The 17,430-nt window shown below is 74.6% G+C and carries 16 protein-coding genes and 1 pseudogene; 7 read left to right on the forward strand and 10 right to left on the reverse strand.

The window, feature by feature from the left end; all coding sequences use genetic code 11:
- Positions 1-18: 18 nt before the first annotated feature.
- Complete coding sequence (locus BGO37_RS04925) at positions 19-1,494, reverse strand: bifunctional ADP-dependent NAD(P)H-hydrate dehydratase/NAD(P)H-hydrate epimerase (protein ID WP_291752787.1); 1,476 nt, start codon at positions 1,492-1,494, stop codon at positions 19-21.
- Positions 1,495-1,532: 38 nt separating this feature from the next.
- Between BGO37_RS04925 and BGO37_RS04930 the strand changes: the two genes are divergently transcribed.
- The 3 genes from BGO37_RS04930 to BGO37_RS04940 all read left to right on the forward strand — a co-directional run bounded on the left by BGO37_RS04930 (position 1,533) and on the right by BGO37_RS04940 (position 7,218).
- The gene (locus BGO37_RS04930; RefSeq protein ID WP_291752789.1) at positions 1,533-2,516 is read left to right on the forward strand and encodes an LLM class F420-dependent oxidoreductase; all 984 of its coding nucleotides are present in this window, start codon (positions 1,533-1,535) and stop codon (positions 2,514-2,516) included.
- Between the two features lie 82 nt (positions 2,517-2,598).
- Entirely contained in the window at positions 2,599-4,773 is a 2,175-nt protein-coding gene (locus tag BGO37_RS04935) for an NTP transferase domain-containing protein (RefSeq protein WP_291752790.1), read from the forward strand.
- Positions 4,774-4,800: 27 nt separating this feature from the next.
- Complete coding sequence (locus tag BGO37_RS04940) at positions 4,801-7,218, forward strand: N,N'-diacetylchitobiose phosphorylase (protein ID WP_291752792.1); 2,418 nt, start codon at positions 4,801-4,803, stop codon at positions 7,216-7,218.
- Between the two features lie 20 nt (positions 7,219-7,238).
- Here the strand turns inward: BGO37_RS04940 and BGO37_RS04945 are convergent.
- Positions 7,239-8,117, reverse strand: a pseudogene (locus BGO37_RS04945) (DMT family transporter); the annotation flags it as partial.
- A gap of 45 nt (positions 8,118-8,162) precedes the next feature.
- On the opposite strand from BGO37_RS04945, the gene BGO37_RS04950 reads away from it, so the two are divergent.
- Entirely contained in the window at positions 8,163-9,086 is a 924-nt protein-coding gene (locus tag BGO37_RS04950) for a LysR family transcriptional regulator (RefSeq protein ID WP_291752794.1), read from the forward strand.
- Between the two features lie 23 nt (positions 9,087-9,109).
- Entirely contained in the window at positions 9,110-10,054 is a 945-nt protein-coding gene (locus BGO37_RS04955) for an isoaspartyl peptidase/L-asparaginase (RefSeq protein WP_291752796.1), read from the forward strand.
- 45 nt (positions 10,055-10,099) lie between these two features.
- Here the strand turns inward: BGO37_RS04955 and BGO37_RS04960 are convergent, their stop codons facing one another.
- From BGO37_RS04960 to glmS, 5 genes are read right to left on the reverse strand one after another with little or no spacing between them, the layout of a single operon-like run.
- Entirely contained in the window at positions 10,100-10,450 is a 351-nt protein-coding gene (locus tag BGO37_RS04960) for a holo-ACP synthase (protein ID WP_291752798.1), read from the reverse strand.
- A gap of 7 nt (positions 10,451-10,457) precedes the next feature.
- Positions 10,458-10,712, reverse strand: coding sequence for a type II toxin-antitoxin system PemK/MazF family toxin (locus BGO37_RS04965; RefSeq protein WP_291752799.1), 255 nt, complete (start codon positions 10,710-10,712; stop codon positions 10,458-10,460).
- A gap of 52 nt (positions 10,713-10,764) precedes the next feature.
- A complete protein-coding gene (locus tag BGO37_RS04970; RefSeq protein ID WP_291752800.1) occupies positions 10,765-11,001 on the reverse strand; it encodes a hypothetical protein in 237 nt (78 codons plus the stop codon).
- Positions 11,002-11,033: 32 nt separating this feature from the next.
- Positions 11,034-11,339, reverse strand: coding sequence for a MazG-like family protein (locus BGO37_RS04975; RefSeq protein WP_291752801.1), 306 nt, complete (start codon positions 11,337-11,339; stop codon positions 11,034-11,036).
- A gap of 5 nt (positions 11,340-11,344) precedes the next feature.
- The gene (gene glmS / locus BGO37_RS04980) at positions 11,345-13,201 is read right to left on the reverse strand and encodes a glutamine--fructose-6-phosphate transaminase (isomerizing) (protein ID WP_291752802.1); all 1,857 of its coding nucleotides are present in this window, start codon (positions 13,199-13,201) and stop codon (positions 11,345-11,347) included.
- A gap of 60 nt (positions 13,202-13,261) precedes the next feature.
- Between glmS and coaA the strand changes: the two genes are divergently transcribed.
- A complete protein-coding gene (gene coaA, locus BGO37_RS04985; protein ID WP_291752803.1) occupies positions 13,262-14,209 on the forward strand; it encodes a type I pantothenate kinase in 948 nt (315 codons plus the stop codon).
- Positions 14,210-14,212: 3 nt separating this feature from the next.
- On the opposite strand, the gene BGO37_RS04990 is transcribed toward coaA, so the two are convergent.
- The 3 genes from BGO37_RS04990 to BGO37_RS05000 form a co-directional block, all read right to left on the reverse strand.
- A complete protein-coding gene (locus BGO37_RS04990) occupies positions 14,213-14,815 on the reverse strand; it encodes a hypothetical protein (protein ID WP_291752804.1) in 603 nt (200 codons plus the stop codon).
- A gap of 157 nt (positions 14,816-14,972) precedes the next feature.
- Entirely contained in the window at positions 14,973-15,596 is a 624-nt protein-coding gene (locus BGO37_RS04995; protein WP_291752805.1) for a DedA family protein, read from the reverse strand.
- Positions 15,597-15,724: 128 nt separating this feature from the next.
- A complete protein-coding gene (locus BGO37_RS05000; protein ID WP_291752806.1) occupies positions 15,725-16,459 on the reverse strand; it encodes a glutamine amidotransferase in 735 nt (244 codons plus the stop codon).
- Positions 16,460-16,635: 176 nt separating this feature from the next.
- Here BGO37_RS05000 and BGO37_RS05005 point away from each other — a divergent pair, with 176 nt between their 5' ends.
- A complete protein-coding gene (locus BGO37_RS05005; protein WP_291752807.1) occupies positions 16,636-17,412 on the forward strand; it encodes a head GIN domain-containing protein in 777 nt (258 codons plus the stop codon).
- The last annotated feature ends 18 nt before the right edge of the window (positions 17,413-17,430 follow it).

Below are 17,430 nucleotides of genomic sequence, written 5' to 3' on the forward strand. Positions count from 1 at the left end.
CGCCCCCAGCGGGCGCGCCTACCGGCCGGCGTCTCGCAGCAGGCCGGCGACGGTCGCGGGCAGCGCGTCGGCGACCGTCGACGCAGACACTGGGCCGCCGGGGTTGGCGGCGTGGGCGGCGCGGCCGTGCACGCTCGCGGCGACGGCCGCCAGCCGCGCGGCGAGGGTGGGCTCCGCGAGCACGTCCGACGAGCGGCCGGCGAGCAGCGCGCCGAGCAGGCCCGCCAGCACGTCGCCCGCGCCGGCCGTCGCCAGCCACGCCGGCGCCTCCGCCTGCGTGTGCACCGCACCCGGGCCGACGACGACCGTCACCGCGCCCTTGAGCAGGACCGTCGCGCCGGTCAGCTCGTGGGCCTCCCGGGCGACCGCCAGCGGCGCCGCCGCGACCTCGTCGCGCTCCGCGGCCACGCCGCGCGCCGCCAGCAGCCGCACCAGCTCGCCGGCGTGGGGGGTGAGCACCACGTGCGGACCGACGCGTTCCGGCAGGTGCGGCAGCGCACCCGCGTCGACGACCGCCGGCAGCCCGGAGCGCAGGGCCGCCGCGATGCGCGCGGCCTGGGCCTCGTCGTGCGCATCGACACCGGGCCCGAGCACCCACGCCTGGACCTGGCCCTCACCGGTGACCACCTCGGGGTGCGCCGCGACGACCGCCGACCCCACGTCCCCCAGGTACCGCACCATCCCGACGCCCGCCCGAACCGCGGCCCGGCACACGAGCACGGCGGCGCCGGGGTACGTGCTCGTCCCGGCCACGACGCCGAGCACGCCCCGGCGGTACTTGTGGTCGTCCGCCGTCGGCACCGGCCAGGCCGCGGCAACGTCGGCGGCGCCGAGCCGCGTGACGGCGGCCTCGTCGCGCGGCAGCGACAACCCGACGTCGACGACCTCGACGCGCCCGACGAGCCCGGCGGCCGGTGGGAGCAGCAGCCCCGGCTTGGCCCCGCCGAAGGTCACGGCGAGGTCGGCGGGCAGCACCTCGCCCGGCACGGTGCCGTCGTCGATGCCGATGCCGGACGGCACGTCGACGGCGACCACGAAGGGCCGCGGACGTGCCGGGGCGAGCGCGCCGACGAGGTCCCGGGCGGTACCCCGCAGGCCGCCGCGAGCCCCGATCCCCAGCAGCCCGTCGAGCAGCACGTCGGCGCCGGCGGCGAGGCGCGCCCCCTCGTCCGGCCCCACGCGCGCCGCGCGCCCGCCGGCCGCCACCAGGGCGGCGAGCCCTTCGTCGTGCACGCGCTCGGCGGCCAGCACCGCGGTGACCGCCGCGCCCCGGGCCGCCAGGTACGCGCCCGCGAACAGCGTGTCGCCGCCGTTGTTGCCCGGTCCGACGAGGAGCACGACCCGCGCCCCGCCGACGCGGCCCCGCCGCTCGAGCAGCTCACGGGCGACGATCACGGACAGCGCGAACGCCGCGCGGTCCATGAGCGGGACGCCGGCGGCGAGGAGCGGTTCTTCGGCGGCGCGCACGGTGGCGGCGTCCCAGGCGAGGAGCACGTCGTCATCCTTCCGCCCGGGTCGGTAGCGTGCGAGCCATGCGCTTCGGAATGTTCGTCCCCCAGGGTTGGCGTCAGGACCTCACCGGCATCGAGCCCCGCGACCACTGGCGCGTCATGCGCGACCTCGTGCAGCACGCCGACGCGGGCGACTGGGAGTCGGTCTGGGTCTACGACCACTTCCACTCCGTGCCCGAGCCGAACGGCGAGGCCGTCCACGAGGCGTGGAGCCTCATGAGCGCCTTCGGTGCGGTGACCGACCGCGTCCGGCTCGGCCAGATGTGCACGTGCATGGCCTACCGCAACCCCGCCTACCTGGCGAAGGTGGCCACGACCGCCGACGTCGTCTCCGGTGGGCGCGTCGAGATGGGCATCGGCGGCGGCTGGTACGAGCACGAGTGGCGCGCCTACGGGTACGGCTTCCCGCGGGCCGGCGAGCGGCTGGGCATGCTCGACGAGGGCGTGCAGGTCTTCCGCCAGATGTGGACCACGGGCACCGCGACGCTGCACGGCCGGTACTACGACGTCGACGGCGCGATGCTCTCGCCGCTGCCGCTGCAGGCCGGCGGCATCCCGCTGTGGATCGCCGGGTCGGGCGAGAAGGTGACGCTGAAGATCGCGGCGAGGTACGCCGACTACACGAACTTCTCCGGCGAGCCGGAAGCCTTCGCGGCGAAGTCCGAGGTGCTCGCGGGCCACTGCCGGGACATCGGCCGGCCGTTCGAGGAGATCACCCGCTCGGCGAACTTCAACGTGGTCGTCGCCGAGTCCGAGGCCGAGATCCCCGCGCTGCTCGACCGCTACGAGGCGCACTACGCGACGACCGTGCCGGCGAAGGCCGCCGAGGTCCGCGAGGATCTGCGCACCGGCCCGCTCGTCGGCACCCCGGAGCAGATCGTCGAGAAGCTGCGGGCGTACGCGGCCGTCGGGCTCGGGTACACGATCTGCTACTTCCCGCTCGTCGCGTACGACCGGTCCGGCCTGGAGCTGTTCGAGCGCGAGGTGCTGCCCGCGCTGGCCTGAGCCCCGGCGCGAGGCTGGCCCCGGCGCCGCGGATGCGGCATGATGAGTTTGGAAGGGTTCCGAACAAATCAAGGGGTCACCGATGTCCCGCCCGCTGCCCTCCTCGTCCACCGTGCGCGCCGTGGTCGTCCTCGCGGCCGGTCAGGACGAGCCGTCCCGCCGGCTGCTGACGCGCTCCCTCGGCGACGCGACCGTGGCCCAGCTCGCGCTGGCCACCGTCCGCGCGCTGGTGGCGCCCGCCCGGATCGTCGTGGTCATGGCGCCCGGGGACGACGAGCTCCGGCGCCTGCTCGGCGACGACCTGGTCTACGTCGAGCAGCACGAGCGGCACGGCACGGGGGCCGCGGCCCTCGCCGCGCGAGCGGCGGTCGGGGACGACGTCGACGAGGTCCTCGTCGTCCACGCCGACACCCCGCTGCTGCGCCCGGAGTCGCTCCTCGGCCTGCTCACCCGCCACGACCTCAAGCGCGCCGACCTGTCGATCCTCACCGCCCAGGTGGCGCACGCCGACGCGGCGTACGGGCGCATCGTCCGCGAGGACGGCCGCATCGTGGCCATCGACCAGGACGACCGCGCCGACGGGCCCGCCGAGGTCAACGTGGGCGCCTACGTGGCCGCGCCCGGCCTGCTGTTCGGCGAGCTCGAGGCGATGGCACGGGCCGGCGAGCACCGGCTCACCGACCTCGCCCGGCGCGTCATCGGGCTCGGCAAGCAGATCACCAGCTACCGGATCGACGACACCGACGAGGTCCAGGGCGTCAACACGCCGGCCGAGCTCGCGGTCGCCGCCGACATCGTCCTCAAGCGCCTGTTCGTCCCGAAGAAGAACACCGACACCCGGATCGTCTTCGGCACCGGCGGGTGGCGCGCGCTCATCGGCGAGGGCTTCACGCTCGCCAACGTCCGTCGGCTGTGCCAGGCGATCGCCAACGAGGCCGTCCGCCAGGGCAAGGAGGCGCGCGGCGTCGTCATCGGCGGCGACCGCCGCTTCCTCTCCCGCGAGGCGGCGATCGCCGCCGCCGAGGTCTTCGCAGGCAACAACATCCCGGTGACGCTCCTGCCCGACGACGTCCCGACCCCGCTGGTGACGTTCGCCGCGCCCTACCTCGACGCGGCGTACGGCGTCATCGTCACCTCCAGCCACAACCCGCCGCAGTGGAACGGGATCAAGGTGTTCCGCTCCGACGGCTCGCTGCCGTTGGACGACGAGACCGACCGCTACCAGGACGAGGCGAACGCGATGAGCGTCGCCGACGTCATCACGCTCGACATCGAGCTGGCCCGCCGGGCCGGGGTGGTCGTCGAGCGCAGCCTGACCGGCCCCTACGTCGACGCCATCGAGGGCATCGTCGACGTGCGCGCCGCGCGGGACTCCGAGCTGCGGGTCGTCGTCGACGCGATGTACGGCACCAGCCAGCTGACGCTCGGCACGGTCCTGTCGGACATGCGGGTGCAGGCCGAGTTCATCCACGCGGCGCACAACCCGCTCTTCGGCGGCATCGCCCCGGCCCCCGACCTCGAGCGGCTCTCGACGCTCATCGACATGATGCGGTCCGGCCGGTACTCCCTCGGCCTGGCCACGGACGGCGACTCGGACCGCATCGGCATCGTCGACGAGGCGGGCGAGTACATCTCGAGCAACGACCTGCTGCTCCTCGTCTACTGGTACCTGCACGAGGTGCGCGGCCAGCGCGGCGGCGTCGCCCGCAACCTCGCCACGACGCACCGCCTCGACCGGCTCGCGGCCCACTTCGGTGAGGAGCACGTCGAGGTGAAGGTCGGCTTCAAGCACGTCACCGCCGGCATGGAGCGGATCGACGCGCTGCTCGGCGGCGAGTCGTCCGGCGGCCTGACGATCCGCGGCTGGCTGCTCGGCAAGGACGGCATCTTCGCGTGCGCCCTCGTCGTGGAGATGCTCGCCCGCACCGGCAGGACGATCTCGGAGCTGCGCGCCGCGATCGACGCGATCACCGGCCACCTGGTCATGCTCGACGACGCGGTGCCGGCCACCCCCGAGATGCGCGTCGCGGTGCCCCGCCGGCTCGAGGCGAGCCCGCTGACCCACATCGGCCCCTACCCGGTGGTCGGCGTCTCGCACCTCGACGGCACCAAGATCCTGCTGGAGGACGACAACTGGGCCCTGCTCCGGTTCTCCGGCACCGAGCCCCTGCTGCGGCTGACGGTCGAGGCGGACACCGAGGCGAAGGCCCACGAGATGCTCGACTGGCTGCGCGGCTTCGCCACCGCCAACGGCTGACCCACCGACGACGATCACCGAGGACCCATGCGCTACGGCCACTTCTCCGGCGACGAGTACGTCGTCGACCGCCCGGACGTCCCGGTCTCCTGGACCAACTACCTGGGCGGCAAGGACTTCTGCACGGTCATCTCCCACAACGGCGGCGGGTACTCGTACTACCGGTCCGCGCAGACCGGCCGCATCACGCGGTTCCGGCAGAACGGCGTGCCGCTCGACCGGCCCGGCAAGTACGTCTACCTGCGGGACGACGAGTCCGCGGACCACTGGTCGGTGTCGTGGCAGCCGGTCGGCAAGCCGTTCGTCACGGGCGCGGCGGCGGTGCCCGACGACGGCAGCGCCGGCCGCTGGACCACGCGCCACGGCCTCGGCTACACCACCTTCGAGGCGTCCTACCGCGGCATCGACGCGAACCAGACCGTGTTCGTCCCGCTGGACGACGACTGCGAGGTCTGGGACGTCCGCCTGACGAACCGGACGGACCGCGAGCGCACGCTCACCGTCACCGGCTACGTCGAGTTCTCGTTCCACACCATCACGGTCGACAACGAGAACCTGCAGATGTCCCTGTACTCGCAGGGCGCCACGTACGCCGACGGCATCGTCGAGTGCGACGCGTACTACGAGCCGTGGACGTTCCACTACTTCGCCTCGTCGCGCACGCCGGACTCGTTCGACGCGATGCGCGACGACTTCGTCGGGCCCTACCGCGACGAGCGCAACCCGCTGGCGGTGGAGCGCGGCACCGGCTCCGGCTCGCAGGGCACCACGCAGAACCACTGCGGCGCGCTGCTCCACCGGATCACGCTCGCGCCGGGCGAGACCGCGCGGCTGGCGTTCGTCCTCGGCTACGGCTCGCGCGACGCGGCCGGCCGGGCGATGAAGGCCAAGTACTCGTCGCCGGCCACGGTGGACGACGAGCGGGCGCGCCTGGCGGCGCACTGGCGCGGCAAGCAGGACCGGCTGCGCATCGCCACGCCGCACGAGGGCATGAACACCCTCATCAACACCTGGACCCTGCTCCAGGCCGAGACCTGCGTCGTGTGGTCGCGGTTCGCCTCGTTCGTCGAGGTCGGCGGGCGGTCGGGGCTGGGCTACCGCGACACCGCGCAGGACTGCATGTCGGTGATCCACTCCAACCCGGCGGCGTCGCTGCGGCGGATCACGCAGCTGCTGCGGGCCCAGACCGAGGCCGGCTACGGGCTGCACCTGTTCGACCCCGACGACTTCGACCCCGACGCGCCGCGCCTGCCGGACATCCCGTCGCCGACGATCGTGCCCCGCCGATCGCGCGACTCGCTGATCCACGGCCTGGAGGACACCTGCTCCGACGACCACCTGTGGCTGGTGCCGACCGTGGTCGAGTACGTCAAGGAGACCGGCGACCGGGCGTTCCTGGACCGTGAGATCACCTTCGCGGAGGGCTCGTCGGGCACGGTGTACGAGCACCTGCGGCGCGCGCTGGAGTTCACGGCCGCCCAGGTGGGTGCCAACGGGGTCGCGCTCGGCCTGCGCGCGGACTGGAACGACGGCATCAACCTCGGCGGCGGCGAGACCGCCCTGGTGACGTTCCTGCACGCGTGGGCGATCCGGGCGTTCCTCGAGGTCGCGCACGACGAGGACCGGCCGCGCTGGCTCGAGGAGCTGGCCCGCCTGGAGCAGGTCGCCGACGAGCAGCTGTGGGACGGCCGGTGGTGGCGCCGCGGCATCACGCGTGCCGGGGTGACGATCGGCTCCGCCGCGAACGCCGAGGGGAAGATCTTCCTCGAGCACCAGGCGTGGCCGGTGATCGGCGGCCTGACCACCCGCGAGCGCGGCCTCGCCTCGATGGACGCCGTCCACGAGCTGCTGGCGTCCCCCTACGGCAACCACCTCAACTGGCCGTCGTTCACGCACGTCGACGACACGGTCGGGTTCCTCACGCGCGTGTACCCGGGGATCAAGGAGAACGGCGCGATCTTCAGCCACCCGAACGCGTGGCCGATCATCGCCGAGGCGCTCCTGGGGCGGGGCGACGAGGCGGTGGCGTTCTACGACGCGATCTGCCCGTACCTGCAGAACGACGACATCGAGACCCGGCAGGCCGAGCCGTACGTGTACTGCCAGTTCGTCTACGGCCGCGACCACGCCCGCTACGGGCTGGCGCAGAACCCGTGGCTGACCGGCACCGCGGGCTGGATGTACACGGCCGTGACGAAGTACGTGCTCGGCATCCGCCCGGGCCTGGCCGAGCTCGTGGTCGACCCGTCGATCCCGCACGACTGGGACGGGTTTTCCGTGCAGCGGGCGTGGCGGGGGGCGACCTACCTCATCGAGGTGCGCAACCCCTCGCACGTGTCCCACGGCGTCGCCTCGCTCGCCGTCGACGGCGTCGAGGTGGCCGGCACCGCTGTCCCGGTGGCCCCCGCCGGCTCGACCGTCCGCGTGACGGTGACCCTCGGCTGACGCCGGGCCAGCGACACCGCCGCGAGCGTGACGACGATGCCGACGGCGCCGACGGGGCCGATGCGGTCGCGCGCGACGACAAGCCCCACGAGCGCCGCCCACACCGGCTCGGTCCCGAGCAGCAGGCCCACGTGGCTCGGCGACGAGCGCTGGATGGCCCACGTCTGCGCGGCGAAGCCGAACACCGTGCACACGACGGCGAGGTACGCCAGCACGGCCCACCGCCCGCCACCGAGCTGGGCGACGAAGGCACCGACGGGCGCGCGCACGGCCGCCGTCAGCACGGCGAAGACGACGGCCACCGTGGCCAGCTGCACGGCCGTCAGCCGCCGCACGTCGAGCGGCCGCCGGTCCTGCAGGACGCCCATCGTCGTCACGTGGCCGGCGCGCAGCACCGCCGCCGCGAGGACGAGGAGGTCCCCGGGCCGGGGCCTGACGAGGTGGCCCTCGGTGGCCAGCAGCACGGCGCCGGCCACGGCGAGCGCGGCCGCCCCGAGGAACGCCCGTCCGGGCGCCCGCCGGCGGACGAGGCCCTCCGCGAGCGGGGTGAGGATCATCGTCAGCGAGATGAGGACGCCCGCGTTGGTGGCGGACGTCATCGCCACACCGTAGGTCTCGCACGCGAACACCGCCGCCAGGAGCAGGCCGAGGACCACGCCGCCGCGCAGCTCGTCGGCCGTCCCGCGCCCGCGCCCCCGGCGGAGCACCAGCCACACGCCGAGCAGCGCGACCGCCACCGCCATGCGGGCGGCGACGAGCACGGGGGCGAACGACGCCGAGGGGACCAGCTCCTTGGTGGCGAGGTACGTCGAGCCCCACGCGAGGGCGACGGCGACGAGGACGCCGTCGGTGAGGCGGGCGCTGCTGGGCACCCGGCGAGCCTCACTCGCGCAAGGCATAAGAACAAGTGGCCCCTTGGCCAACTATCACATTAGGTTGACCTGATGGAAGTGGCTCAGCTCCGGGCGCTGCGCGAGCTGCGCGACCGCGGCAGCATCGCGGCCGTCGCGCGGGCCTTCCACGTCACGCCGTCCGCCGTCTCGCAGCAGCTGGCCGCGCTGCAGCGTTCCGCCGGCGTGCCCCTGACCCGGCGCGACGGGCGGCGCACCGTGCTCACCGGGGCCGGCACGGCGCTCGCCGACGCGGCGGTGGACGTCGAGACGGCCCTGGCCGCGGCCCGGGACGCGGTCTCCTCCTACCTCGCCGAGGCGGGCGCGACGGTCTCCGTGTCCGCGTTCTCCTCGGCCGCGCTCGCGTTCTTCCCCGGGCTCCTCACCGCGCAGGTGCCCGGCCACCCGCGGATCGAGCTCCACGACCACGACGTCGAGGAGGGCGGGTACCCGCCGCTGGCCGCAGACCTGGACCTCGTCATCGCGCACCGGCTCGGCGACGGGCCGCCGTGGCCCCGCCAGGTCGTGGCGACCCCGCTGCTCACCGAGCCGCTCGACCTGGCGTTCCGGGCCGGCCACCCGCTCGACACGCCCGGCCCGCTGGCCGCCGCCGACCTGCGCGGCGCGCGGTGGATCGCGGTCCACGAGGACTTCCCGCTCGCCGACGCCGTGCGGGTCATCGGCGCCGCGGCGGGCGCCGAGCCGGTCGTGGCGCACCGGGTCAACGAGTTCGCGCTCGCCGCGGCCCTGCTGTCCGGCAGCGACCTCGTCGCCCTCCTGCCGCGCCACACGAGCGCCGCCTACCGCTCCCCCGGGCTGCGGCTGCGGGCGCTGCCGCGACCCCTGTCGATCACGCGCCACGTCGACGTGCTCGCCCGCCCGGAGGCGCTGCGTCGCACGGCGGTGCAGGCCGTGCTGCGCACGCTCCACGGCCTGGCGTCCGACCTCGTGCGCGCGGGCCCGGCCGCGGCGTCGTGACGGTGGGCGGCAGGATGGGGACCATGCCACCGATCCAGCTGACCACGGTGCCGCCCCACGGCGCGTTCTCGCTCGCCGTCCACGGCGGCGCCGGACCGCTGCGCGACGGCCCCGAGCGGGCGGTCGCCCAGGCAGCGGGCCTGCGGGCCGCGCTGGCGGCGGGCGACGCCGTGCTGGCCGCCCGGGGCTCCGCGCTCGACGCGGTGTGCGCAGCCGTCGCGGTGCTCGAGGACGACGAGGCGTTCAACGCCGGCCGCGGCGCCGCCCTGACGGTCGACGGCACCGCCGAGCTCGACGCCTGCGTGTGCGACGGGGCGGCAGCCCAGGCGGGGGCCGTGGCCGCGAGCCGGTTCGCGCGCCACCCCGTGCTGGCCGCGCGCGCCGTCATGGAGCGGACGCCGCACGTGCTGATGGCCGGTCCGGGTCCGGACTGGCTCGACGCGGTCGGCCTGGAGCGGGTCGACCCCTCGTGGTTCGTCACCCCGGCCCGGCTGGCGGCGCTGCGGGCCGGCACGTCCGACCCGACTGCGCCCGCGGTCCCGGCCGGGCTCACCGAGCCGCGCGTCGGCCACGGCACCGTCGGCGCGGTGGCGCGCGACGCGGCGGGGCGGCTCGCCGCGGCGACGTCGACCGGCGGCGTCACCGGTCAGTGGGCCGGCCGCATCGGCGACACCCCGGTGGTCGGCGCCGGCACGTGGGCGGACGAGCGGGTCGCCGTCTCCGGCACGGGCATCGGGGAGTACTTCCTGCGGGCCGCGCTGGCGCACGACGTCGCGGCGCGGGTGCGCTGGACCGGCGCCGGGCTGGCCGACGCGGTGCGCGACGCGATCGCCGACGACCTCGTCGTGCCCGGTGGCGACGGCGGGGTCATCGCGGCGGCGGCCGACGGCACGCTGGTGCTCGCGCACTGCTCGCAGGCGATGCTGCGGGGCCACCTCGGTCCCGCCGGGCCGGTCGTCGTCGCCTGACGCGCGCCCGGCTGCGGCCGCCGTTGGGAGGCACCTGGCAGCCCCTCACGCCTCCGCGATCACCACCGCCGCCGCGATGCCGGCGTCGTGCGAGATCGACAGGTGGAACCGCGCGACGCCCAGCGCGTCCGCGCGAGCCCTGACCGTCCCCACGACGTGCAGCTCGGGCGGCCGGCCCCCCGAGGCCGGCACCCACGCGTCGTGCCACCGCATCCCGCCGGGCGAGGCCAGCGCCTTGGCGACCGCCTCCTTGACGGCGAACCGCGCGGCGAGCGAGGCCGGCGGCAGCTCCCGCTCCACCTCGGTGAACAGCCGCTGCCGCAGCGCGGGCGTCCGCTCGAGCGCCTGGACGAACCGCGCCACGTCGACGACGTCGATCCCCACCCCGACGATCACGGCGGCCTCAGTCCAGGCCCATGACGAGCCGCAACGCGTCGTCGACGGCTGCCAGCTCGGCTGCGGAGAGGCGGCCCGCGAAGGCCCCCAGTCGAACCTCGGGATCAACCGCCTGCGTGTGCTCGAGGAGGACGCGGGTTCGCCGACCGTCGACGACGACCTCAGGGCGGAAGCCGGCCGGGCCTCGCGACGTGGACGTGGGCGCGACGAGCCAGGTCGACAGGAGGAGGTCGTCCGACTGCACGACGACGGCGTATCGCACGTCCTGCTGCTCGTGCCCCTTCGCCCCCCGAGGGGCGCTCAGGTGGTAGACGTCACCACGCACTGTATTCGGCCATCTCCGCAGGGAGAAGCTTCGCCGCCGCCCGCTCCTTCGGGTCGGCTGCCAGCGCGGCGCTCTCCTCGCGCATGCGGGCGCGGCGGGCCGCCTTCTCCGCCGCGAGGATCGCCTCCCGCACCACGTCGGACCGGGTCTCGCCGACGCGCTGCGACAGCAGGTACTCCAGCGCGCGCTCCACCGCGGAGTCCACCCGGACCGTGAGCACCGTCATGTGACGAAGCGTATGACGTTGCGTCGTACGGATCAACCCTCGTCGAGCAGGTGGCGCCACCGGAACCACTTGGCCTCGAGCGCGTCGTCGAGGTCGATGCCGAACCGCTCCGCGATGAGGAGCAGGTGGGCCAGCACGTCGGCGACCTCGTCACGGAAGGCATCGTCGGACCCCTCCGAGCGCGAGCGCCGGCCGCGCGCGAGGTACGCCTGCGTCAGCTCGCCGACCTCCTCGGTCAGCTTGAGGAACAGCCAGTCGTCGCTGCGCTCCACGCCGAACCGGCGGGCGTAGACGCGGCTGATCGCCTCGACGTCCGCCTGCGCCGCCCGGAGCTCCATCGGGGCTACTCGACCGTGACGGACTTCGCGAGGTTGCGCGGCTGGTCGACGTCCAGCCCCTTCGCCGTCGCCAGCTCGCACGCGAAGATCTGCAGCGGCACCACCGAGACGAGCGGCGCGAGGAGCGTCGGGGTCTGCGGCACCGAGAACACCTCGTCGGCGTAGGGCAGCACCGCCTCGTCGCCGTCCTCGGCGATGACGAGCGTGCGGGCGCCGCGGGCGCGGACCTCCTGGATGTTCGAGACGACCTTGGAGTGCAGCGCGTCCCGCCCGCGCGGCGAGGGCACGACGACGAACACCGGCTGCCCGGGCTCGATCAGCGCGATCGGCCCGTGCTTGAGCTCCCCCGCGGGGAAGCCCTCGGCGTGGATGTAGGCGATCTCCTTGAGCTTGAGCGCCCCCTCCATCGCCACGGGGAAGCCCACGTGGCGGCCGAGGAACAGCACGCTCGGGGTGTCGGCCATGAACCGCGCGACCTCGCGGATGCGCCCGGAGCGGTCCAGCACCTGCTGGATCTTGCCCGGCACGGCGCGCAGCTCGGCGAGGATCGCGGCGACCTCGTCGTGGAACATGTTGCCGCGCAGCTCGGCGAGGTACAGGCCCAGCAGGTAGGTGGCCGTGATCTGGGCGAGGAACGCCTTGGTGGAGGCGACCGCGATCTCCGGGCCGGCGTGCGTGTAGAGCACCGCGTCCGACTCCCGCGGGATCGTCGAGCCGTGCGTGTTGACGATGGCCAGCACGCGGGAGCCCTGCTCCCGCGCGTGGCGCACCGCCATGAGCGTGTCCATCGTCTCGCCCGACTGCGAGATGGCCACGACGAGCGTCCGCTCGTCGACCACCGGGTCGCGGTACCGGAACTCGTGGGCCAGCTCGACCTCGACCGGGATGCGGCACCAGTGCTCGATCGCGTACTTGGCGACGTGGCCCGCGTACGCGGCCGTGCCGCACGCGACGACGACGATCTTGTCGACCGCCCGCAGCACGGACTCGTCGATCCGGATCTCGTCGAGCGTCAGCCTGCCGGCCCGGTCGGTACGCCCGAGGAGCGTGTCCGCGACCGCCTGGGGCTCGTCGTGGATCTCCTTGTCCATGAACGAGCGGAAGCCACCCTTCTCGGCCGCCTTCGCGTCCCAGTCGACGACGTAGCGGCGGGCCTGCGCGGGGTTCCCGTCGAAGTCCGTCACCGCCACGTCGTCCGGCGTGATGGTCACCACCTGGTCCTGGCCCAGCTCCATCGCATTGCGGGTGTGGGCAATGAAGGCCGCGACGTCGGAGCCGAGGAAGTTCTCGCCCACGCCGAGGCCGACGACGAGCGGCGAGTCGTGGCGGGCGCCGACGACCAGGTGCGGCGCGTCGGCGTGGACGGCCAGCAGCGTGAAGGTCCCGTCCAGCCGCCGCGCGACGCGCTGCATCGCGACCGCGAGATCGCCGGCCTCGTCGTACGCCCGGTTGAGCAGGTGCGCGACGACCTCGGTGTCCGTCTCCGAGACGAGCTCGATCCCGGCGGCCGTCAGCTCGTCGCGCAGCTCGGCGAAGTTCTCGACGATGCCGTTGTGGATGACGGCGACCTTGCCCGAGACGTGCGGGTGGGCGTTGGTGTCGGTGGGGCCGCCGTGCGTCGCCCACCGGGTGTGGCCGATGGCGGCCGAGGCGGCCGGCAGCGGGTGGGCGTCGAGCTCCTCGACGAGGTTGGCGAGCTTGCCGGCCTTCTTCGCGACCGCCAGCGGCTCGCCGGGCGCGACGAGCGCGACCCCGGCCGAGTCGTACCCGCGGTACTCGAGGCGCCGCAGCCCCTCGATCGCAACCTCGAGCGGCCTGCCCGATGGCGCGGCGCTCCCCACGTACCCCACGATCCCGCACATGCCGACCAGGGTAACCGGACCTCGTCCGGGGGCCGACCGTGCCCGTGGCAGGATCGTCCCGTGCAGCCAGCACCCGCGCCGTCCCCGTACGTCGACCTGGACCGCGCGGCCTGGGTGCGCCTGGCGGAGTCCACGCCGCTGCCCTTCACCGAGGCCGACGTCGAGCGCCTGCGCGGGCTCGGCGACCCGATCGACCTGCCCGAGGCCGACGCCGTCTACCGCCCCCTGACCCGGCTGCTCGACCTGCACGTCCAGGCGACGCGCGGCCTGCACCAGGCCGCCACGACCTTCCTGCGCGAACGACCGGACCCCACGCCGTTCGTCATCGGCGTCGCGGGCTCGGTCGCGGTCGGCAAGTCGACCGTGGCCCGGCTGCTGCGCGAGCTCATCGCGCGCTGGCCCACGACGCCGCGCGTCGAGCTGGTGACGACCGACGGCTTCCTCTACCCGAACGCCGAGCTGGAGCGGCGCGGGCTGATGGAGCGCAAGGGCTTCCCCGAGTCGTACGACCGGCGATCGCTGCTGCGGTTCGTGCAGGAGGTCAAGGCTGGCAACGCCGAGGTGACCGCGCCGGTGTACTCGCACCTGACGTACGACATCGTCCCGGACCGCCGGATCGTCGTGCACCGCCCGGACGTGCTCATCGTCGAGGGGCTCAACGTGCTCCAGCCGGCGCGTGTGACGGCCCAGGGCCGCTCGAGCCTCACCGTGAGCGACTTCTTCGACTTCTCGATCTACGTCGACGCTCGCGAGCGGGACGTGCGGCGCTGGTACATCGACCGGTTCCTCGGCCTGCGGTCGACGGCGTTCGCCCAGCCGGAGTCGTACTTCCACCGGTACGCCGCGCTGACCGACGAGCAGGCGGTCGCGATGGCCGGCACCATCTGGGACTCGATCAACGCGCCCAACCTCGAGCAGAACATCCGGCCGACCCGGGGGCGCGCGACGCTGGTGCTCACCAAGGGCGCGGACCACGCCGTGCAGCGGGTACGGCTGCGCAAGCTGTAGGCGTCAGCGCGCCGCCGCCACGAGCGCCACCGGCTGGTCGACCGCGCCCGTCACGGGTATCCGCTCCAGGGCGGCGCGGACCTGGTCGCCGACGCCGCCGCAGCCGTCGACCGCGACGTCCGAGAGCACGGCGCGATCCATCGTGTCGAGCAGCCAGAGCACCACCGGTGCCGCGTCGGGGCCGCACGAGGTGGCGACGTCGGCCGCACCCGTGCGCCTGGCCGTGCCGTCGAGCGCCGCGACCAGCGCCGCCACGTCGGCCGCCGACCCCTCGCGCGAGGTGACGGTCACCGCGGTCCAGGTGCCGGCGCTGTCACGCATCTGGCCGCCGACCTGGCACTGCACCACGCTCGTCGCCACGAAGCCGGCCGGGACGCGGCCGGCGGTGAGGTCGGGCGCGTGGGTCGCCCTGGCCGCGAGGCTGGGATCGAGCGTCAGGCCGAGCCGGTCGAGGACCGCCGGCGCCAGACAGTCGGCCTGGGGCACGACGACGGCCGTCGGCAGGGGCGTACCCGGAGCGGCGGCCGGGCTGCACGCCGCCGCGACGGCCACGAGCAGCGCGGCGCCGGCGACCGCACCCGCACGCGCACGGCCGGCCCGGACCATCGGCTCTCCTCTCCAGGGCACGCCGCGACGGACCCCTCGAGGGGGCCACGCGGTGTGCGGGGAGGGCCGCCGTCCTCGTCGGCCCGTTCGAGGGTACGGGCGTCACCCGGGAGGGTGACCCGATGACACCGGATCGTTAGCGGGCGTGCCCGGATCGTTAGCGGAGGGGGCCGGATCGGGTGGCCGGACGCCTCGGGCCGCGCACCCACCACCCGAGCGCCGTGTCGACGAGCAGCCCGATCACCATGCCGCCGACGACGCCGGCGAGCATCGCCACGATCGGGTGCCCCTGGAGCACGCGCCCGGCGCCCACCCCGATCGCCGCCCCGTAGCAGGCCCACGTGATCGAGGCGACCGCGTCCAGCCCGACGAACGTCCGCCGCGAGAAGTGCAGCGCGCCGGCCGTCATGTTGACCGCCACCCGTCCGACCGGGATGTACCGGCCCGCGATGATGAAGGACGCGCCGCGCTCCGTCAGCGCCCGCTGCGCCCAGTCGAGGGCCGCCTGCGACCGGGGGCCGCGGAAGATGCGTAGGCGGCGCACGTCGACGCGGCCGCCGATCGTGTAGGCGATCTGGTCACCCGTGAACGCGCCGGCGGCCGCCACGAGGATCACCGGCAGCAGCGCCGGGCGGTCGCCCGGCGCCACCGACAGCGCCGCCAGCGCGATGACCAGCGACTCGCTGGGGATCGGTGGGAAGAACCCGTCCACGGTCGCGAAGAGGTACATCACGAGGAGGACCCACGGCGACCCGGCCAGCCCCAGCGCCCACGCCTCCACGAACGGTTCCCCCCTGTGTCGGCCCTGCTGCCAGCCCTGCTGACCGGGCTCACCGTACGGCGCTCCGTGGACCCGTGGAACCGTCGCAGGGCTGATTCAGGGTCGGGTCAGGGCAAGGATCAGGGGCCTCACCGGCGGGCGAACAGCTCGACGAACCGGCCGAGCAGGTTCGGTGGCTCCCGGATGCCGGTGGCCCGAGCGGCCGCGATGACGCGGTCGAGCTCGTCGGCCGGGAAGTAGCCGTCGTCGCGGTACGTCCGCACCCGCGCGACCAGCCCCTCGACGTCGAGCTCGGGGTGGAACTGGGTGGCGTAGACCCGGGTGCCCACGCGGAAGGCCTGGACCGGCGCCGCCGCGGAGGTGGCCAGCGGCACGGCGTGCGGGGGCAACGCGGCGATCGCCTCCTTGTGGCCGACGAAGGCGCCGAACACCGGTGGCGCGACGCCGAGCACCGGGTCGGCGCGCCCCTGCTCGGTCAGCGTCACCTGCACCCCGCCGGCCGGCTCCCCGTACCTGCGGTCGACGACCGCGCCGATCGCCGTGCCGAGCGTCCCGACCCCGTAGCACGCACCGAAGAACGGGAAGTCCGCGGGCACGACGACGCCCAGCAGCCGGGCCAGGTCGGCCTCCACGCGGCGCTGCACGGCCGACTTGGCCTCCGGTGCGTCGCTCGACTGGAAGGGGCCGCCGCCGAGGACGATCCCCGACCAGTCGTCGAGGTCGACCTCGCCGAGCGGGTGCCGCTCGAGCCGGACCCGGCGCAGCCGGGACTCGTCGAGGCCGGTGCACCGCAGCATGGCGGCGTACTCGTCGTCGGCGGCACCGTCCTCGGGCCGGACGGCGAGGAACAGGAAGGGGCGCATCAGCGCCCAGCGTACGGGCGGGCCCCGGGGCGCACCGGGTGGTCACGCCGCTCCACAGGGGATCCTCAGGGCGCGGTCAGGGTGGAACCAGGGCGTCAACCGATGGCCGCCACCCCTGCGCATGAGGAGGATCGCCACCGTCAGCCATTCGCACGCCGTCACTGGAGCCCACCGTCATGACCCGCCGCATCCTGCTCGTGCCCCTCGCGCTCCTGGCCGCCGGTGCGCTCGCCGCCTGCTCGGTGTACGTCGACACCCGCGGCCCGGCGCGCGGCCCGCAGACGACGCAGACCCGCACGGTGTCGGCCGTCACGGCGCTCGACCTCGGCGCGAGCGGCGACGTCCGGTTGTCCGTCGGTGAGCCGTCGCTGTCGATCACCGCCGGCCAGGACGTGCTGCCCGACCTGACCACGCAGGTGAAGGGCGACACCCTGGTCATCGACCTGGACCACCGCTGGCGCGACCCGGGCCCGATCACCTACGACCTGACGCTGCCGGCGCTGTCATCCGTCACCCTGCGCGGCTCCGGGACCGTCACCGGCGACACCGCGGGCACCGGCGACGCCACGCTCGACCTGCGCGGTTCCGGGCGCATCGACCTGACCGCGCTCGACGCCGACGCCCTCCGCGTGAGCGTGGGCGGCTCGGGCGAGGTCCTCGTCGGCCAGGTCACGGCCGGCGGCACGGCGGTCGAGATCGCCGGGTCCGGGCACGTGCGGCTCGCGGGCCGGACCGGCACGCTCGACGCGTCGATCCCCGGCAGCGGCGCAGCCGACCTCCAGGGCCTCGAGGCGCGCGACGTGCGCGCGAGCATCGCAGGGTCGGGTTCCGCGCACGTGGTGGCCACGGACTCCCTCGACGCCTCGATCGCCGGCTCCGGCGTCATCACGTACCAGGGCGACGCCCGCGTGACGTCGCACGTCAGCGGCTCGGGCGCCGTCACCCGCGGCTGATCCGGCGCGCGCGGCGGC

Origin of the sequence: Cellulomonas sp. 73-92 (assembly GCF_001898175.1) — a bacterium.
GTDB lineage: Bacteria > Actinomycetota > Actinomycetes > Actinomycetales > Cellulomonadaceae > Cellulomonas.